Origin of the sequence: Rhodococcus sp. NCIMB 12038 (assembly GCF_002165735.1) — a bacterium.
In the GTDB taxonomy this organism is placed as follows: domain Bacteria; phylum Actinomycetota; class Actinomycetes; order Mycobacteriales; family Mycobacteriaceae; genus Rhodococcus_F.
In genome coordinates this window covers 121,021-137,622 of record NZ_NHML01000006.1, presented here as the reverse complement: position 1 = coordinate 137,622, position 16,602 = coordinate 121,021, and the positions used below count along the sequence as shown (strand labels likewise).

The 16,602-nt window shown below is 68.3% G+C and carries 14 protein-coding genes; 5 read left to right on the top strand and 9 right to left on the bottom strand.

What is annotated here, in order from left to right:
• Nucleotide 1: 1 nt before the first annotated feature.
• Genes CA951_RS10875 through CA951_RS10865 form a run of 3 tightly spaced genes read right to left on the bottom strand, consistent with a single transcriptional unit; the run spans nt 2 to nt 2,548 of the window.
• Nucleotides 2-877: a MaoC/PaaZ C-terminal domain-containing protein gene (locus CA951_RS10875; RefSeq protein ID WP_087556859.1), complete on the bottom strand. Its 876-nt coding sequence runs from the start codon at nt 875-877 to the stop codon at nt 2-4.
• Between the two features lie 7 nt (nt 878-884).
• Nucleotides 885-1,316: an SRPBCC family protein gene (locus CA951_RS10870; protein WP_087556858.1), complete on the bottom strand. Its 432-nt coding sequence runs from the start codon at nt 1,314-1,316 to the stop codon at nt 885-887.
• A gap of 47 nt (nt 1,317-1,363) precedes the next feature.
• Nucleotides 1,364-2,548, bottom strand: a complete 1,185-nt coding sequence (locus CA951_RS10865) for a lipid-transfer protein (protein WP_087556857.1) — start codon at nt 2,546-2,548, stop codon at nt 1,364-1,366.
• Between the two features lie 103 nt (nt 2,549-2,651).
• Here CA951_RS10865 and CA951_RS10860 point away from each other — a divergent pair, with 103 nt between their 5' ends.
• Nucleotides 2,652-3,347, top strand: coding sequence for a TetR/AcrR family transcriptional regulator (locus CA951_RS10860; protein ID WP_087556856.1), 696 nt, complete (start codon nt 2,652-2,654; stop codon nt 3,345-3,347).
• Nucleotides 3,348-3,370: 23 nt separating this feature from the next.
• Nucleotides 3,371-5,680, top strand: a complete 2,310-nt coding sequence (locus tag CA951_RS10855; protein WP_256973472.1) for a serine/threonine-protein kinase — start codon at nt 3,371-3,373, stop codon at nt 5,678-5,680.
• Here the strand turns inward: CA951_RS10855 and CA951_RS10850 are convergent.
• Nucleotides 5,670-6,926 (bottom strand): Nramp family divalent metal transporter, encoded by a 1,257-nt coding sequence (locus tag CA951_RS10850; protein ID WP_087557026.1) that lies wholly within the window; start codon nt 6,924-6,926, stop codon nt 5,670-5,672. The genes CA951_RS10855 and CA951_RS10850 overlap by 11 nt on opposite strands.
• A gap of 182 nt (nt 6,927-7,108) precedes the next feature.
• Here CA951_RS10850 and CA951_RS10845 point away from each other — a divergent pair, with 182 nt between their 5' ends.
• On the top strand, nt 7,109-8,287 hold the full coding sequence (locus CA951_RS10845) for a hydroxylase (RefSeq protein WP_087556854.1): 1,179 nt from the start codon (nt 7,109-7,111) through the stop codon (nt 8,285-8,287).
• 37 nt (nt 8,288-8,324) lie between these two features.
• On the opposite strand, the gene CA951_RS10840 is transcribed toward CA951_RS10845, so the two are convergent.
• From CA951_RS10840 to CA951_RS10830, 3 genes are all read right to left on the bottom strand, one after another.
• Nucleotides 8,325-9,626, bottom strand: coding sequence for a bifunctional o-acetylhomoserine/o-acetylserine sulfhydrylase (locus tag CA951_RS10840; RefSeq protein WP_087556853.1), 1,302 nt, complete (start codon nt 9,624-9,626; stop codon nt 8,325-8,327).
• 40 nt (nt 9,627-9,666) lie between these two features.
• On the bottom strand, nt 9,667-10,194 hold the full coding sequence (locus tag CA951_RS10835) for an OsmC family protein (RefSeq protein ID WP_087556852.1): 528 nt from the start codon (nt 10,192-10,194) through the stop codon (nt 9,667-9,669).
• A gap of 232 nt (nt 10,195-10,426) precedes the next feature.
• Nucleotides 10,427-11,836, bottom strand: a complete 1,410-nt coding sequence (locus CA951_RS10830; RefSeq protein ID WP_087556851.1) for a PLP-dependent aminotransferase family protein — start codon at nt 11,834-11,836, stop codon at nt 10,427-10,429.
• A 49-nt stretch (nt 11,837-11,885) separates the two neighbouring features.
• On the opposite strand from CA951_RS10830, the gene CA951_RS10825 reads away from it, so the two are divergent.
• Nucleotides 11,886-12,359 carry a carboxymuconolactone decarboxylase family protein gene (locus tag CA951_RS10825; protein WP_087556850.1) on the top strand — a complete coding sequence of 158 codons (474 nt, stop codon included), beginning with the start codon at nt 11,886-11,888 and terminating at the stop codon, nt 12,357-12,359.
• A 21-nt stretch (nt 12,360-12,380) separates the two neighbouring features.
• Here CA951_RS10825 and CA951_RS10820 read toward each other — a convergent pair whose 3' ends face one another.
• Nucleotides 12,381-12,923 carry a gamma carbonic anhydrase family protein gene (locus CA951_RS10820; protein WP_087556849.1) on the bottom strand — a complete coding sequence of 181 codons (543 nt, stop codon included), beginning with the start codon at nt 12,921-12,923 and terminating at the stop codon, nt 12,381-12,383.
• Nucleotides 12,924-13,320: 397 nt separating this feature from the next.
• On the opposite strand from CA951_RS10820, the gene CA951_RS10815 reads away from it, so the two are divergent.
• Complete coding sequence (locus CA951_RS10815; RefSeq protein ID WP_087556848.1) at nt 13,321-15,597, top strand: bifunctional SulP family inorganic anion transporter/carbonic anhydrase; 2,277 nt, start codon at nt 13,321-13,323, stop codon at nt 15,595-15,597.
• Nucleotide 15,598: 1 nt separating this feature from the next.
• Here the strand turns inward: CA951_RS10815 and CA951_RS10810 are convergent, their stop codons facing one another.
• Nucleotides 15,599-16,495 carry a diiron oxygenase gene (locus CA951_RS10810; RefSeq protein ID WP_087556847.1) on the bottom strand — a complete coding sequence of 299 codons (897 nt, stop codon included), beginning with the start codon at nt 16,493-16,495 and terminating at the stop codon, nt 15,599-15,601.
• Between the last annotated feature and the right edge of the window lie 107 nt (nt 16,496-16,602).

Genomic DNA, 16,602 nt, shown 5'->3' with positions numbered 1-16,602 from the left:
CCTAGGTTTCTGTGTCCGCGATGACGGCGAGGCCGTCCTTGATGACGAGTTCGTCGCCGACGGCGGTCTCGTAGGCGTAGGACGTCGCCCCGCCGGTGGGTTCGGCGACCTGCCGGAACTGCGTGACGATGTCCTGGCCGGGCAGGACGGGTTTCGCGAACCGCACCGCGAGACGGCGGAGGCGTTCGACCCTGCCGTCGGCGAGTTCGGTGAGCGCCGCCCACGACGTGAACGCCATGGTGCACAGGCCGTGGTTGATGATTCCGGGAAGGCCGGACATCCGGGCGATCTCGTCGTCCAGGTGGATCGGCATCGGATCACCGGAGGCGGGCGAGTACCGGAACGTCTGGTCCTCGTCGATGTGCTGGGTGATCGACGCGGCGGGGGCCTGCCCGCGCAGGGTCTCGTCGAACCGGTGTCCGGGCGCCTGTTCGCCGAGGCCTGTGCCCGCGTCGACCTTCCGGAAGAACGCGGTCATCCACTGCTCGTTGACCAGTTCACCGTCTTCCGCGACGGTTTCGACGTAGACGACGACGGTGGATCCGTTCGCGCGACCCTCGAAACCGATCGGCTTCGCGCGGACCACGAGGTTGTCGCCGGGCCGGATCGGGCGGTGGAAGTGGAAATCCTGTTCGCCGTGCACGAGTTTCATGAGCAGTTCGACCGGGGCGACGGACAGTGCGGCCGGCGCCATCGACGTGAACGCGGGGACCACGGCGAACACCGGGGGCGCGACCTCGCCCGCGAGGTGGCGTTCGATGGGATCGTTGGTGGCCGCGGCGTATTCGGCGATGCGCTCGGCTGTGACCTCGAACCGTTGCGGGTCGGTCCACTCGCCGAGGCCGCTCGTGTCGAATTCGACTGTGGGGGTGGTCATGCGCGGATCAGCCCACCATGTCGGCGAAGCCCGCGAGGGACGCCTCCAGATCCGCCTTGGCGTTCTTGGCGACGGCCTTGCCGATGGGGCCGACGATCATCGTGCCGGTGAAACTCGCGTCGATGATCGCCTTGGACCCGGCGCCGTCCGGTTCCACCTTCAGGGTGAATTCGACGGTCACCCCGGCCATGCCGGTGCCGGAGATCTTCACCATCTCGGGCACCTGCACCTCGGTGACGGTCCACTCGATCTTGTTGGCCATGCCCATCACGGAGACGACTTCGGTGAACTTCGATCCGAGTGCCACCTGCGTGGGGATCTCGCTCTTCCAGGACTGGTGGATGGTGAGCCACTCTTCCCAGCGGGACAGGTTGGACAGTGCGTCCCACGCCTTGTCGGGGGAGGCGGGCAGGGACGCTGCGACGGAAACGGAAGCCATGGTGTACTCCTGGTGCTCGAGGTGAAAGAAATTGGGGGAGAGAAGTTTCAGAGTGCGCGGTAGGCGGTGACGACGACGGCGCCGCCGAGGCCGATGTTGTGTTGCAAGGCCACCGTGGCGCCGTCGACCTGCCGCTTGTCGGCGGTGCCCCGGAGTTGCCAGGTGAGTTCGCTGCACTGGGCGAGTCCGGTGGCGCCGAGCGGGTGGCCCTTGGAGATGAGGCCGCCGGACGGGTTGACCACCCAGCGCCCGCCGTACGTGGTGTCGTCGTTGTCGACGAGTTTGCCGCCCTCGCCCTCGCCGCACAGGCCGAGTGCCTCGTACGTCAGCAGTTCGTTGGTGGAGAAGCAGTCGTGGAGTTCGATGACGTCGATGTCGTCCGGTCCGATACCTGCCTGTTCGTACACCCGGGTCGCGGCCGTGCGGGTCATGTCGGCGCCGACCAGGCTGATCGCGCTGCGGTCCTCGAACGTGCTCGGGAGGTCGGTGACCATGGACTGGCCGACGATCTCCACGGCCTGCCCGGCGAGGTCGTGCTCGTCGACGAACTTCTCGCTCACCACGACGACGGCGCCGGAGCCGTCCGAGGTGGGGGAGCACTGCAGTTTGGTGAGCGGCCCGTAGATCGGCTTCGAGCCGAGGATCTCGTCGAGGGTGTACTCGTCCTGGAACTGGGCGTACGGGTTGTTCTGTGAGTGGCGGTGGTTCTTCACGCCGATCCGGGCGAATTGCTCCACCGTGGTCCCGAACCGTTCCATGTGTTCCTTGCCCGCGGCGCCGAACATGTACGGGGCGGGCGGCATCGCGAACTCCTGCAGTTCGGCGAGCGCGAGGAGATGGCGCATCATCGGCTGTTCCCGGTCGTCGTACGTGGACCCGAGCGAACCGGCCTGCATCTTCTCGAAGCCCAGCGCCAGCGCGCAGTCGACCTGACCGCTGCGGACCGCCTGGGTGGCGAGGAAGAGTGCGGTCGACCCCGTCGAACAGTTGTTGTTGACGTTGACGATGGGAATTCCGGTGAGGCCGAGTTCGTAGACGGCCCGCTGCCCGGACGTCGACTCGCCGTACACGTATCCGACGTACGCCTGCTCCACGAGGCCGTACTCGACGCCCGCGTCCTCGAGCGCCCGGCCACCCGCCTCCCGCGCCATGTCGGGGTAGTCCCACTCGCGTGCACCCGGTTTCTCGAATTTCGTCATCCCGACGCCGACGACGAACACCCTGTTACCCATTGCGGCTCCCTGAGTCCGGAAAAATGTGTGTGTGACACCCTGTCTCACCAAAGTATGTGAGACATCCTGTCCAGTCAACAGTCGGATGGGTAACGTATGGGCGATGCCGGACAAAGTGGAAACCGCCGCGTCGCCCCAGGGTGACGGCCGCGCCACGCGCTGGGAGGACCACAAGGCGGAACGCCGCAGCCGGATTCTCGAAGCCGCGATGGAGGCCATCAACGAGGACGGCCCCGACGTGGGCGTCCAGCAGATCGCGAACCGCGCCGACGTGCCGCGGTCGGTGGTCTACCGGATCTTCACCGATCGCGGCGACCTCGACGAGCAGTTGCGCGGCCGCATCATCGAACGGCTGATGGCGGACCTCGCTCCCACGTTGACCCCCGAGGGGACCGTCGGCGAGGCGATCGCGCGCGCGGTCGAGACGTACCTGCGGTGGATCGTGGAATACCCGCGGCTCCACCAGTTCCTCGGCACCGGATCGCCGAGCAGGCGCACCACCGGTTCGCGTGTGGTGACGGGCACGAAGACCGCGATCGCGCTCCAGCTGTCGGGTCTGCTCGCGACTGTCCTCGACGCGGTCGCCGGCAACTCCGACCTCGCCGAGTCGCTGGCGTTCGGGTTGGTGGGACTCGTCGACGCCAGCGTCAACCGGTGGCTGAGCAACCCGCAGTCGCCGCTCGGCAGCGACGACCTCGCCGAGTTCCTCGAGGTGTCGATCTGGCAAGTGCTGCACGGCAATCTGACGCGAATCGGCGTCACCATCGACCCGTCGACCCCGGTGTCGGAACTGCAGTAGCCGGACGGGCATGGCCAGCTACCATGGCTTTCATGCCCTCCCGGCGAGGTTCACCGGCCGCTTCCGAGCAGGCCTGGGTGTCGGACACGGCGGTCGGCGACGCCGTCGCGCGCTTCGCCAGTGCCTGGGAGGCCTCGCCGTCCGCACCCGATCTGGTTGCCTATCTGCCCGCCTCTCCAGCACTCCGCCGGGTCACGCTCGTCGAACTGATCAAGGTCGACCTGGAGAAGCGCTGGCTGCGCGGCGACCACCCGAAACGGCTTGCGCAATACTGCGAGGAGCTGCCCGAACTGCGGCGGTGGCCGCTGCCGCCGGACCTGCTGTACGAGGAGTTCCACATCCGGCAGCGCAGCGGCGAGCCGGTCGAGGCCGGCGAATACACGCTGAGCTTCCCGGCGCAGGCGGACGAACTCGAAGAACTGCTCGGCACCGGCGAATACCAGAGCACCCTGCTCCACCGCGGGGAACCGGCGTCGACGGTGTCCGCAGGGGATGCCGGCGCGCTCGACGACCTCGAGGTCGGCCGTCGGATCGACGACTTCGACCTCGTGACCCTCCTCGGCCGGGGCGCGTTCGCGCGGGTGTTCCTCGCCCGGCAGCGGTCGCTGCAGCGGTTGGTCGCGGTGAAGATCTCCGAGGATCACGGCACCGAACCGCAGACCCTGGCCCAGTTCGACCACGACTACATCGTCCGGGTCTTCGATCAGCGACTCCTCGCGGGACGCGACCTGCGGCTGCTGTACATGCAGTACGTGCCGGGGGGAACGCTGCTCGACGTGGTCGGGCGGGTGCGGGAGACGCCGCCGGAGGCGCGCAGCGGCGCGGTGCTGCTGGACGCGATCGACCGGGCGCTGGTCGGCCGGGGCGAGATCCGGCCCAGCGAATCCGGCGTCCGTCAGGAGATCGCGACGCTGACGTGGCCCGAGACGGTGGCCTGGCTCGGCCGCAGGCTCGCGCAGGCCCTCGACTACGCGGGCGCGCACGGCGTCCTGCACCGCGACGTCAAACCCGCCAACGTGCTGCTGACAGCGGAGGGCGTCCCGAAGCTGGCCGACTTCAACATCAGTTTCAGCGGCAACATCGCCGGTGCGAGCCCGGTCGCCTACTTCGGCGGCTCGCTGGCCTACATGTCGCCGGAACAACTCGAGGCGATCCACCCGGACCGGCCCGGCACCCCCGCCGACCTCGACACCCGCAGCGACCTGTACTCGCTCGCCGTCGTCCTGTGGGAGTTGCTGACCGGCGCAAGACCTTTCGACGACAGCGATGCCGAGCTGCACTCCCATCCGCCCGGCGACCGCACCACCCTCGACGCGATGCTCGCGCGGCGCCGGGGACACGACGAACCGGCGGCCGGCGAACTGCCCGCCGACTGCCCGAATGCGCTGCGGCGCGTGCTGCTCAAATCGCTGGCACCGGAACCGAGGGACCGGTACTCCTCCGGCGCCGAACTCGCCCAGCAACTCGACGTCTGCCTCGACGCGCACGCCCGCGATCTGGTCGACCCGCCGCCGGGGAGCTGGCGCCTGCGGATGCGCCGGTGGACGCACCCGATCATGTTCCTGGCCATCGCCGTTCCCAATTTCCTGGCCATCCTCTACAGCTACCACCACAACAGCACCCTGATCATCAGCAAGCTGCCGCCCGGCGCGCAGGAGAACTTCGTGCGGATCACCCGGATCGACTACACGATCGCGTTCCTGATCGGGACCGTGGGCACCGTGTCGATGGTGATCTACCTGACGGTGGTGGCTGCCGGTCTGCGCCGGGGGCGGGTGTACTCCGGCGCGCAACTCGCCCGCGCCCGCAAGGACACCCTGCTACTCGGCCAGCGGTGCGCCCTGCTGTGCCTCGGGCTGTGGGTGGTCACGGGCATCATCGTGCCGATCACCCTGGAGGTGAGCGGCAGTGAGGTTCCGTGGAACACCGTCGTCCACTTCACCGCGTCCCAGCTGGTCTGCGGGGCGATCGCCGTGGTCTACCCGTTCTTCTTCGTGAACTTCTACGCCGTGCGCTGCCTCTACCCGGTCTTCCTGCGACACGGCGAGATCAGTGCCTCGGACGCCCGGATGCTGCGGCGGCTGGGGCGGCGCAGCACGTTCTTCCTCGCCGCGGCCGCGGCCGTGCCGCTGCTCGGGGTCGCGGGGGCCACGTTCATTCCGCCGGAGGACATGCCCCGGGTCATCGTCGCGCTGCGCGTCCTGTGCGTCGGCAGCGTTGTCGCGTTCCTCGGGGCCTACTGGATGTTCCGGATGCTGTCGGAGGACCTGCAGGCGCTGCAGCGCGTCGTGTCCGGGGCGCCGCGGCACGAACGATCCGGTCTCAACCCGTGAACGTCAGCCACAGCAGCGACACGTTGAGCACGACGATCAGCGACGCCGCCACCCAGGCGGCGACCGTGGTGGCCGTCGCGTTGCGGTGGACGCCCATCAGGTCGCGGTCCGACGTCATCCGCACGAGAGGGATGACCGCGAACGGAATGCACAGGCTGAGGACCACCTGACTGAGGACGAGCGCGAACGTGGGGTCGACGCCGGCCGCCAGCACGACCAGTGCGGGGATCAGCGTGACCACCCGGCGCAGCAACAGCGGGATGCGCATCGACAGCAGTCCGTACATGATCTCGGATCCGGCCGCGCAGCCGATCGACGTGGAGGCCAGACCGGACGCCAGCAGGCCCACGGCGAAGACGACCGCGACGCCGGGGCCGAGCGAGTACTGGATGGCGGCGTGCGCGCCGTCGATCGAATCGGTGCCGGGAATGCCGCGCAGGGCCGAGGCGGCGAGCAGCAGCATGCCGATGTTCACCGCACCCGCCACGATCAGCGCACCGACCACGTCCCACTTCGTGACCCGCAGCAGTCGCGCGAGGCGGGGGCCTTCGAGGTCGTTCCCGTGCCGGTCGCGGGCGAGGGCGCTGTGGAGGTAGATCGCGTGCGGCATCACAGTGGCGCCGAGCATGCTCGCGGCGAGCAGCACCGTCTCGGTGCCCTCGAACCGCGGCACCAGACCGGCGAGTGCGTCCGGTCCCGACACGTCGGTGAATGCGAGTCCGGTGAGGAACCCGACGGTGATGATCGTGAGGAGTCCGATCACGACGAACTCGAACGTCCGCTGACCGCGGCGGCTCTGGATCGACAGGATGCCCATCGACACGACGCCCGTGATGAGGCCGCCGACGAAGAGGGGAACGCCGAACAGGAGGTTCAGCGCGATCGCGCCGCCGATCACCTCGGCGAGGTCGGTGGCGATCGCCATCGCCTCCGCCTGCAGCCAGAACGCGCGACGGTTGCCGGTCCGCAGGCGTGTACCCAGCATCTCCGGCAGCGATTTGCCGGTGACCAGCCCGAGCTTGGCGGACAGGTACTGCACCAGCACGGCCATGGCATTGGCGAGCACGAGGACCCAGACGAGCAGGTACCCGTACTTCGCGCCCGCGGTGAGGTTGGCGGCCACGTTGCCGGGGTCGACGTACGCGATGGCCGCCACGAAGGCCGGTCCGAGGAGCGCGACCGTTCGGAGGCTGCCCTTGCGGGGCTTGCGGCGCGGGCGGAGTGGGCTAAGGGCCTCGATGCTCACGGAGCTCCTGATCATGGTCGCCGGATCTACCTGCTGATTAGTATCTCCGCACTATAGATTTAGGTACAACGAACTTTCAAGTGCGGAGTGTGGATCGGCTCGCAATCGGAACGTCGGGGCTATATTGACTAGAACGTGTTCTACTCGCGACATGTTCTACTGACTGCGGAAGGGGAGTCCCGATGGGTCAGGTTCTCGACAGAATCGAAGCCGTCGCCGAGGAGATTCGCGGGCAGGCCGTCCGGTCGGAGGCGGACTGCCGGCTCACCGACACCGCCGCCCGTCTCCTGCGCGACTCCGGGGCGATCCGGTTGCTGCAGCCCAAGCTGTACGGCGGCCTCGAAGTGCACCCCCGCGAGTTCGCCGAGACCGTGATGGGGATCGCCGCACTCGACGGCGCGAGCGGCTGGGTCGCCGGGATCGTCGGCGTGCACCCGTGGGAACTGGCGTTCGCCGCCCCGCGGGTGCAGGAGGAGATCTGGGGCGAGGACAACGACACGTGGATGGCGTCGCCGTACGCGCCCATGGGTGTCGCGACACCGGTCGACGGCGGATACGTCCTGAACGGTCGGTGGTCGTTCTCGTCGGGAACCGACCACTGTCAGTGGGCGTTCCTCGGGGCGATGGTCGGCGACGGTGAGGGCGGCATCGCGCTGCCGCCGTCGTCGCTGCACGTGATCCTGCCGCGCACCGACTACCAGATCGTCGAGGACACGTGGGACGTCATCGGACTGCGCGGAACGGGCAGCAAGGACCTGATCGTCGAAGGGGCGTTCGTCCCCGGTTACCGGACGCTGAACGCGTCGAAGGTGATGGACGGGCGGGCGCAGAAGGAAGCGGGCAGACCGGAACCGCTGTTCAACATGCCATACTCCTGCATGTTCCCGCTCGGCATCACCGCCGCCGTCATCGGCATCACCGAGGGCGCGCTGGCCTGCCACATCGCCGTGCAGAAGGACCGTGTCGCCATCACGGGCCAGAAGATCAAGGAGGACCCGTACGTCCTCAGTGCGATCGGAGAATCCGCCGCCGAGATCAATGCGTCCCGGGTCTCCCTCATCGAGACTGCCGACCGGTTCTACGACAAGGTCGACGCCGGCAAGGAGGTCACGTTCGAGGAGCGTGCGATCGGACGCCGCACCCAGATCGCCGCGGCGTGGCGTGCGGTGCGTGCCGTGGACGAGATCTTCGCGCGGGCCGGCGGTGGCGCGCTGCACTACAAGACGCCGATGCAACGGTTCTGGCGGGACGCGCACGCCGGCCTCGCTCACGCGGTCCACGTGCCAGGGCCTACCAACCACGCGAGCGCGCTCACCCAGCTCGGCGGCGAACCGCAGGGAATGATGCGCGCGATGATCTGAACGCCGGGAGGCCGAGTCTCGGCCTCCCGGCGCCGGATCAGACTGCGGCCGCGGCGAATCCGGTCTCGAGGTCGGCGAGGATGTCGTCGATACCCTCGATGCCGACGGCGAGGCGAACCAGGCCGGGCGTCACACCGGCAGCGAGCTGCTCCTCCGGGGTGAGCTGCGAGTGCGTCGTCGACGCCGGGTGGATCACCAGCGAGCGCACGTCACCGATGTTCGCGACGTGGCTGTGCAGGGTGAGCGCGTTGACGAACTTCTTGCCGGCATCGACGCCGCCCGCCAGTTCGAACGTCACGATCGCACCCGGACCCTTCGGGGTGAGCTGCCGTGCGCGCTCGTGCCACTGCGAGGACGGCAGACCCGCGTACGACACAGAGGTCACGTCCGCGCGCGCCTCGAGGAACTCGGCGACCTTCTGCGCGTTGGCGACGTGCCGCTCCACGCGCAGGCTGAGGGTCTCGATGCCCTGGGCGATGAGGAACGCGTTGAACGGGGCGACCGCCGAGCCGAGGTCGCGCAGCAACTGCACGCGCGCCTTCAGCGCGTAGGCCGGGGCGCCGAGGTCCGCGAACACGACGCCGTGGTAGCTCGGGTCCGGGGTGGTGAAGTTGCCGTGTCGCCCCTGGGTCCAGTCGAACGTGCCGCCGTCGACGATGACGCCGGCGATCGCCGTGCCGTGGCCGCCGAGGTACTTGGTGGCCGAGTGCACCACGATGTCCGCCCCGTGCTTCAGCGGCTGCAGCAGATACGGTGTGGCCACCGTGTTGTCGACGATCAGCGGGATCCCGTTGTCGTGGCCCACCTTCGAGATTCCCGCGATGTCCAGGATGTGGTTCTTCGGGTTGGCGATCGTCTCACCGTAGAACGCCTTCGTGTTCGGGCGGACGGCGCTGCGCCACTGCTCGAGGTCGTCAGGGTCTTCGACGAACGAGACCTCGATGCCGAGCTTGGGCAGCGTGTAGTGGAAGAGGTTGTACGTGCCGCCGTACAGGTACGGGCTGGAGACGATGTGGTCGCCTGCCTCCGCGAGGTTCAGTACCGCGAAGGTTTCCGCGGCCTGCCCCGACGACAGCAGCAGGGCGGCGACGCCGCCTTCGAGAGCGGCGATGCGCTGCTCGACCGCGTCCTGGGTGGGGTTCATGATGCGGGTGTAGATGTTGCCCGGTTCGGCCAGACCGAACAGCGCGGCAGCNTGNTCGGTGCTGTCGAACGTGTACGAGGTGGTCTGGTAGATCGGCAGCGCCCGCGCCTTGGTGGTCGCGTCGGACGTCTGCCCGGCGTGGATCTGCTTGGTCTCGAACGACCAGTCGGCGGTGGGATCGATGCTCTCGGTCACGAGTGGAGTCCTCCGGATTCGGTGCAGTGGATGTGGTGAATCAGTTGTCGCCGGTGAGTGTTTCGACCACGGTGTGGACCGGGGTCGGATTGCGGGTCAGGTCGAGGACGGGGCAGTGCGCGTCGACCGCTTCCTGCAGTTCGAGGTAGCGCTCCCGCGGTTCCGGGCCGGTCAGCGTCACGACGACGCGCACCTCGCCGAACCCGGGGCGGACGGCGTCGTCGAAGCCGAAGAACCCGCGCACGTCGAGGTCTCCCTCCGCGCGCGCCGAGATGTCGTCGACGCGCACGCCGAGTTTCTCGGCCCAGAAGCGGTACGTCACCACCTGGCAGGAGAGCAGTGAAGCCAGGTAGTACTCCACGGGATTGGCGGCGGAGTGCTCGCCGCCGAGCGCGGGCGGCTCGTCCACCTCGACGCTGTACTTGCCGAGCGAGACGGTGCTCGCGACGGCGTCGTGGGCCTGCGCGGAGGCGGTGAAGACGACGTGGGCGTTCGCGGAATCCTGCGACACCGCGTCGCGGGTGGCACTGATGACGGACGTGAGATGTGAAACGGATGCAGTGGTCACGAGTTACGAATCCTTCGAAAACGTGGGTGTGCAGAGACAACCCGGCGTGGGAGAACATCACGCCGGGACGGGTCCGATCAGGAGATCGGACACCCCGAGGTACACACCAGTGCGAAATCGACGTGGCGGCGCCGCGTCAGCAGCTCGCCTGAGTCGATCACTCCGGATTCGGTCACGGATCAGACTGTAACCGCACGACACGCATTCCGACCAGTCCCATAGGAAATTCTGCTCACGGAGTGGGCAGCACGCGGCACAGGGCGTCGAGCGTGGCGGCGAAACGGGCGGACGACGGCGTGCTGTAGCCGACGACGAGTCCGTCCGGCCGGTCCGCGGGACCGTCCGGGTGACGGAACGTGCGCAGGCCCTCCACCGCGAGACCGAGGGCCGCGGCCCGGCCGAGAGTGGCCGCCTCGGTCCCGGCCGGAAGTTCGAGGACGGCGTGCAGACCGGCCGCGATGCCGGTGACATGCACGTGCGGTGCGCGCGCGGCGAGGGTCTCGACGAGGGTGTCGCGCCGACGGCGGTAGAGAGTGCGCATCCTGCGGACGTGCCGGTCGAATGCGCCCCGCTCGATGAAGTCCGCCAGGGTCAGCTGGTCCGTCGCGCTGACCCACCTCTCGTATACGCCCTTGACCGCCAGGACGTCGTCGATCAGGCGTTCCGGCAACACCATCCACCCCACCCGGATCGCGGGAGACAGGGTCTTGCTCACGGTGCCCAGGTACGCCACCTGTTCCGGGGCCAGACCCTGCAGGGCGCCGACGGGCTGGCGGTCGTAGCGGAACTCCCCGTCGTAGTCGTCCTCGATCACGATCCCCCCGGTCGTGCGCGCCCATTCCACGAAAGCCGTTCTCCTGCTGGGGTGGAGCGGACCCCCGGTGGGGAACTGGTGGGCCGGGGTGAGCAGTGCCGCGGACAGTCGCATACCCGCCGCGTCCGGGGGCTGCGCGCCGTGGGCGTCGAGGCGCAGGGGAACGGTTGTGGCGCCGGCGCCGCCGAGCAGTTCGCGATGAAAGTGCAGCCCGTACCCTTCGACGGCGACCGGTCCCCGCACGGCGCGGGCGAGCAGCCACAGTCCGTGCCCCGAACTCGCACTGACCACGATGCGATCGGGATCGGTGCGGACCCCTCGTGCGCGGGAGAGATATTCGGCGACAGCCCGGCGCAGTTCGGGGCGGCCCCGCGGATCGCCCGGACCGAACGCGTCGTGGGGTGCCGCGGTGAGCGCCCGGCGGGCCGACGCCATCCAGGCGGCACGCGGAAACTCCGCGACGTCGGGCGAACCGGGCAGCAGGCTCCACGCGGGCCGGGGTGCGGCGGCCGAGCGGGGCTGCGAGCGGTGCGCGGACTCGCGTGCCCGATCGGCGACCCGGGTCCCCGATCCCTGCCGTGCCGTCAGCCAGCCCTCCGCGACGAGTTCGGAGTACGCCTCGGCGACGGTGTTGCGGGCGACGCCGAGGTCGAGGGCCAGCGCGCGGGACGGCGGGAGGGTGGTGCCCGCGACGAGTCGTCCCGAGCGAATCGACTCGCGCAGCGCGGACACCAGCGTGGCGCGCACCCCGGACGAGCGTCCACCGGCGGGCGCGGTGAGGTCGAGGTGGAGGTCGCGGCCCAGACCCGAATTGGCCCAAGATTCCATGCCCGAATTGAACCATGGAGATGGGCTATTTCGCGCCTACTGTTCTCCCATGACCACAACAGAGCCGACCACAACAGAGCGCAAGACCCGAGTCGACCTCGCCCGCAAGGCCCCCGCCGTCTACAAGGCGATGATCGCCCTCGACGCCGCCGCCCGGCAGGGCCTCGACCCGGAACTCGTCGAACTGGTGCTCACCCGGTGCTCCCAGATCAACCACTGCGCGTGGTGCATCGACATGCACACCGCCGATGCCCGCAAGATCGGCATCAGCGAACAGAAGCTGTTCCTGCTCGGCGCGTGGGAGGAAATGCACGGCCTGTACACCGACAAGGAGCGCGCCGCGCTCGCCCTCGCCGAGTCGATCACCGTGCTGACCGACGGCTTCGTCCCGGACTCGGTGTACGAGGAGGCGGAGGAGCATTTCGACGAGACGGAACTGGCCCAGCTCATCTCGCTGGTGCTCACGATCAATGCGTGGAATCGCATCGCCGTCAGCACCCGCAAGATCCCGCGAGTGCGATGACCGTTCGCCGATCCCGCTCGCTCAGACGATATCGAGCGAGGTGACGTCTGCCGATCGATGTTGTTGTGCCAGTTGGCGGTATACGGCCGCATTGGCCGCATTGTGGGCCACCTCGTCGTCGGTCAGTTCCCGTCGGACCTTCGCGGGCACACCCGCGACGAGTGAGCGTGGCGGAATCCGGGTTCCTTCGAGCACCAGCGCGCCGGCCGCGATCAGCGACTGCTCGCCGATCACCGCGCCGTTGAGGACGGTGGCGCCCATGCCCACGAGGGCGCCGTCCTCCACGGTGCAGCCGTGCAGGACGGCATTGTGCCCCACGCTCACGTCCCGGCCGACGACCACGGGGAAACCCGGGTCGACGTGAACGGCCACGCCGTCCTGGATGTTGCTGCCCTCGCCGAGGGTGATGGAATCGCAATCGGCGCGCAGCACCGCGCCGTACCAGACGCTGGTCTCCGCGCCGAGGGTCGCCGCGCCGATCACCGCCGCGGTGGGCGCGACCCAGGCGGTCTTGTCCGCGCGGGGCGAACTTCCGTTGATCGTGACGACGTGTGGTTCTCTCACCGTGTTCTCCTCGTGTCGAGCAGCGGACTCGTGCTGCTTTTCGCAGTGCTCCGTCGTTCATTGTCGTATGGCGCGGACCCCGGTTGCAGCCCCGGCTCGGTCATCGTCCGTCGGGCTGCTCCCGATCGACGGCCTCGACCTGACCGGGCGCCGCACGCTATGCCCCGCCGGGGAGGTCCTCCGGGCAGTGCCGGTCGCCGTCTTCGTGGCGGTGACCGGCACGTCTCACAGTGCGAGGCCGCCGGCTGTGAACTTTACGTACTTTAATCTTCATGTAATGGACTGTTGTCCAATAGTTTTCGATTCAACTGGGCGAAAAGCGCTGCCACAGTGACACATGCCACAGGATGGCGTCCGTTTCGGGCGTTTCGTCGGTCTCCGCCCGTAAGGTGTCGACATGTCGTCGATCCTCGAGAACGAGAAAGCACCCCCATCCGGTGCCCCCGCCCCCGGGCCGACCCGCGGCGAAAGGTGGCGAGATAACGCGCGATACGACCTACCCGCATCGCTCGTCGTCTTCCTTGTCGCCCTGCCGCTGTCGCTCGGCATCGCCATCGCGTCCGACGCCCCGATCATGGCGGGCCTCATCGCCGCGATCGTCGGCGGGGTGGTCGCGGGTTCCGTCGGTGGCTCACCACTCCAGGTCAGCGGCCCGGCCGCCGGATTGACCGTGGTGGTAGCGGAATTGGTCGCCACCTTCGGCTGGAAGGCCACGTGCGCGATCACCGTCGCCGCCGGATTCCTTCAAATCATATTCGGGCTCAGTAGAATTGCCCGTGCCGCTCTGGCCATCGCGCCGGTCGTCGTCCACGCCATGCTGGCCGGCATCGGAATCACGATCGCGCTCCAGCAGATTCACGTCCTCCTCGGCGGCAGCTCGCACAGCTCGACCGTCGAGAACATCACCCAGCTGCCCGGACAGCTGACGTCCGCCCGGTACGGCGACGTCCTCGTGGGGGCGGTCGTCATCGTCGTCCTGCTGTTCTGGAAGAAGATTCCCGGCAAGCTGAAGGTGCTCCCGGGGCCGCTGGTCGCCGTCGTCGCCGCCACCGTCCTCTCCCTCGTCCTCCCGTTCGACCTCGATCGGATCACGTTGGACGGCTCCCTGTTCGACGCCGTGGCGTTGCCCTCGATGCCGGACGGCCCGTGGCTCGCCGTGGCCACCGGCGTGCTGACGGTCGCGCTGATCGCCAGCGTCGAGAGCCTGCTGTCCGCGGTCGCCGTCGACAAGATGCACGGCGGGACCCGGTCGGAGTTCAATCGGGAACTCGTCGGTCAGGGCTCGGCCAACATGATCTCGGGTCTCATCGGTGGCCTGCCGGTCACGGGTGTCATCGTGCGCAGCTCCACCAACGTCGCCGCCGGCGCGAAGACCCGGGCGTCCGCAGTGCTGCACGGCGTGTGGATTCTCGTCTTCGCCGCACTGCTCACCGCGCTGGTCGAGCAGATCCCGATGGCCGCGCTCGCCGGACTGCTCATCGTGATCGGCATCCAGCTCGTCAAGATGGCGCACCTGCGCACGGCCCGCCGCACCGGCGACCTGTGGGTGTACGGCGTGACCGTCGCCGGTGTGGTGTTCCTGAACCTGCTCGAGGGCGTGATCATCGGTCTCGCACTCGCGGTGGTCCTGCTGCTGTGGCGGGTCATCCACCCGAGGATGCGCGCCGAACCCATCGGCTCCGAGGACTCCGGGCGGTGGCGCGTGACCGTCGAGGGGTCGTGCAGCTTCCTGTCCATGCCCGCACTGACCGGACTGCTCGCGAAGGTGCCCCAGGGCGCGCACGTCACCGTGGAACTGGCGGTCGACTTCCTCGACCACGCCATGTTCGAAGCGATCGACGACTGGAAGCGGCACTACGAGAACAACGGCGGAACCGTCGTGATCGACGCGCTCGGTCCCGTCGACATGGACGCCGTGGGTGCGTCGCCGCCGCGGCGCGGCGTCGGGTTGGCGAGCCCCCGCGGGTTCGCCCCGTGGAAGAGCTGGCAGCCGCGGCACCACGACACGGGGGAGAACGCCACACCGGCGGCGCTGCGACCCGTCCTCGCGGGAGTGTCGGAGTACCACCGGCGCAACGCGGCGCAACTACAGCCGCACCTCGACGACCTCCGGGACGGTCAGCGCCCCGACTCGCTGTTCCTCACCTGCTCCGATTCACGCATCGTGCCGAACGTGATCACCAGCAGCGGTCCCGGCGACCTGTTCACGGTGCGCAACGTGGGCAACCTGGTGCCGACCGGGAAGCGGGACGTGTCCGTCGAAGCGGGCCTGGCCTTCGCGCTCGACGAACTCGGGGTCAGCTCGGTGATCGTGTGCGGCCACTCCGGCTGCGGCGCGATGAAGGCCGTCCTGGCAGAGGCGCCGGCAGGCACCGACGGATCCGAGGGCGCCGTGGAGCAGTGGCTGACGTTCGCGCAGCCGAGTCGCAAGGCGTTCCTCAGCGGTCACCCGGTGGCGCGTGCAGCGGCAGAACTGGGATTCGACGAGGTCGACCAGCTGGGCATGGTCAACGTGGCGGTCCAGGTGCAAACCCTCGGGCGCCATCCCCTCGTCGGCGCGGCGGCGGCCGAGGGTCGAGTACGCGTCGCGGGAATGTTCTTCGACATTCCGTCCGCGCGCGTACTCGAGATCACCTCGACCGGTGTGTCCTACCTGGACCACGTCCCGACATGATTCAGAGGAGATGGACCCGCTTGTAGAGGCGCTTCGACGGGCCGCCGACGAGGCCGACGCCATCGAGGAACTGCATCAACTTGGAACCGGACGTCCGGACGGTGTCCTTGTAGTGCTGGTTGCTCTTGGCCTCGGCGGCGGCCCGCTTCGGGTCGAGGCCGGCGTTCTCGTAGACGTCCTTGCGGATCATGCTCTTCATCACGAAGTACACGACCGCGGCGGTGTTGAGGCGCTCGATCTGAAGGCGGGCCCAGCTGGCGCCCTGGATGCGGCGTCCGACCTCTTCGCGGGCGAAGCGGATGTGGCGGGCCTCTTCGAGGACGTGGATCTTGCTCACCGTGCGGGTGACGGGCTGCACGCGCTCGTCCTTCATGAAGTCGCGCTGCATCATGTCGAGGATCTCCTCGGCGGCCATCACGCTGGCATACGCGTTGGCTCCCCGGAAGAAGCCACCCCAGATGCGCCCGAGCTTGTGGATCACCGGGTGGGGGCCGTAGCTCGGCATGTTCAGGCGTTCGCCCGCGCGGGCGAACATCACCGAGTGGCGGCACTCGTCCGCGACCTCGGTGAGGGCGAACTGCACGTGGCGTGAGTGCTTGTCGCGGCCGTACACGTCGCGCAGGAGCATTTGCATGAGGAGGATCTCGAACCACAGTCCGACGCTGGAGACGCTGGCGGCCTCGTGCTTGGTGAGTTCGACCTTCTGCTCGTCGGTCATCTCGTCCCAGAGGGCCGTGCCGTAGAGCGTGCTCCACTCGGGGGTGAGACCGAACTTGTCGTCGGGGATCGGTGCTTCCCAGTCGACCTCGACCATCGGGTCGTAGGACTTGCGTGCCGACGACGCCAGCAAGCGCTGGGCGGTCTCTTCGCGGTCGGAGACGACGATCGATGCGGTCATCACTACCCCTTGATCTGTGACTAGTTGATCTGTGACTTGGGCGGTCAACTAACTGTGACATTCAGTTACTGATACTGAACGATACAATGACGACGGTCACAAGGGCA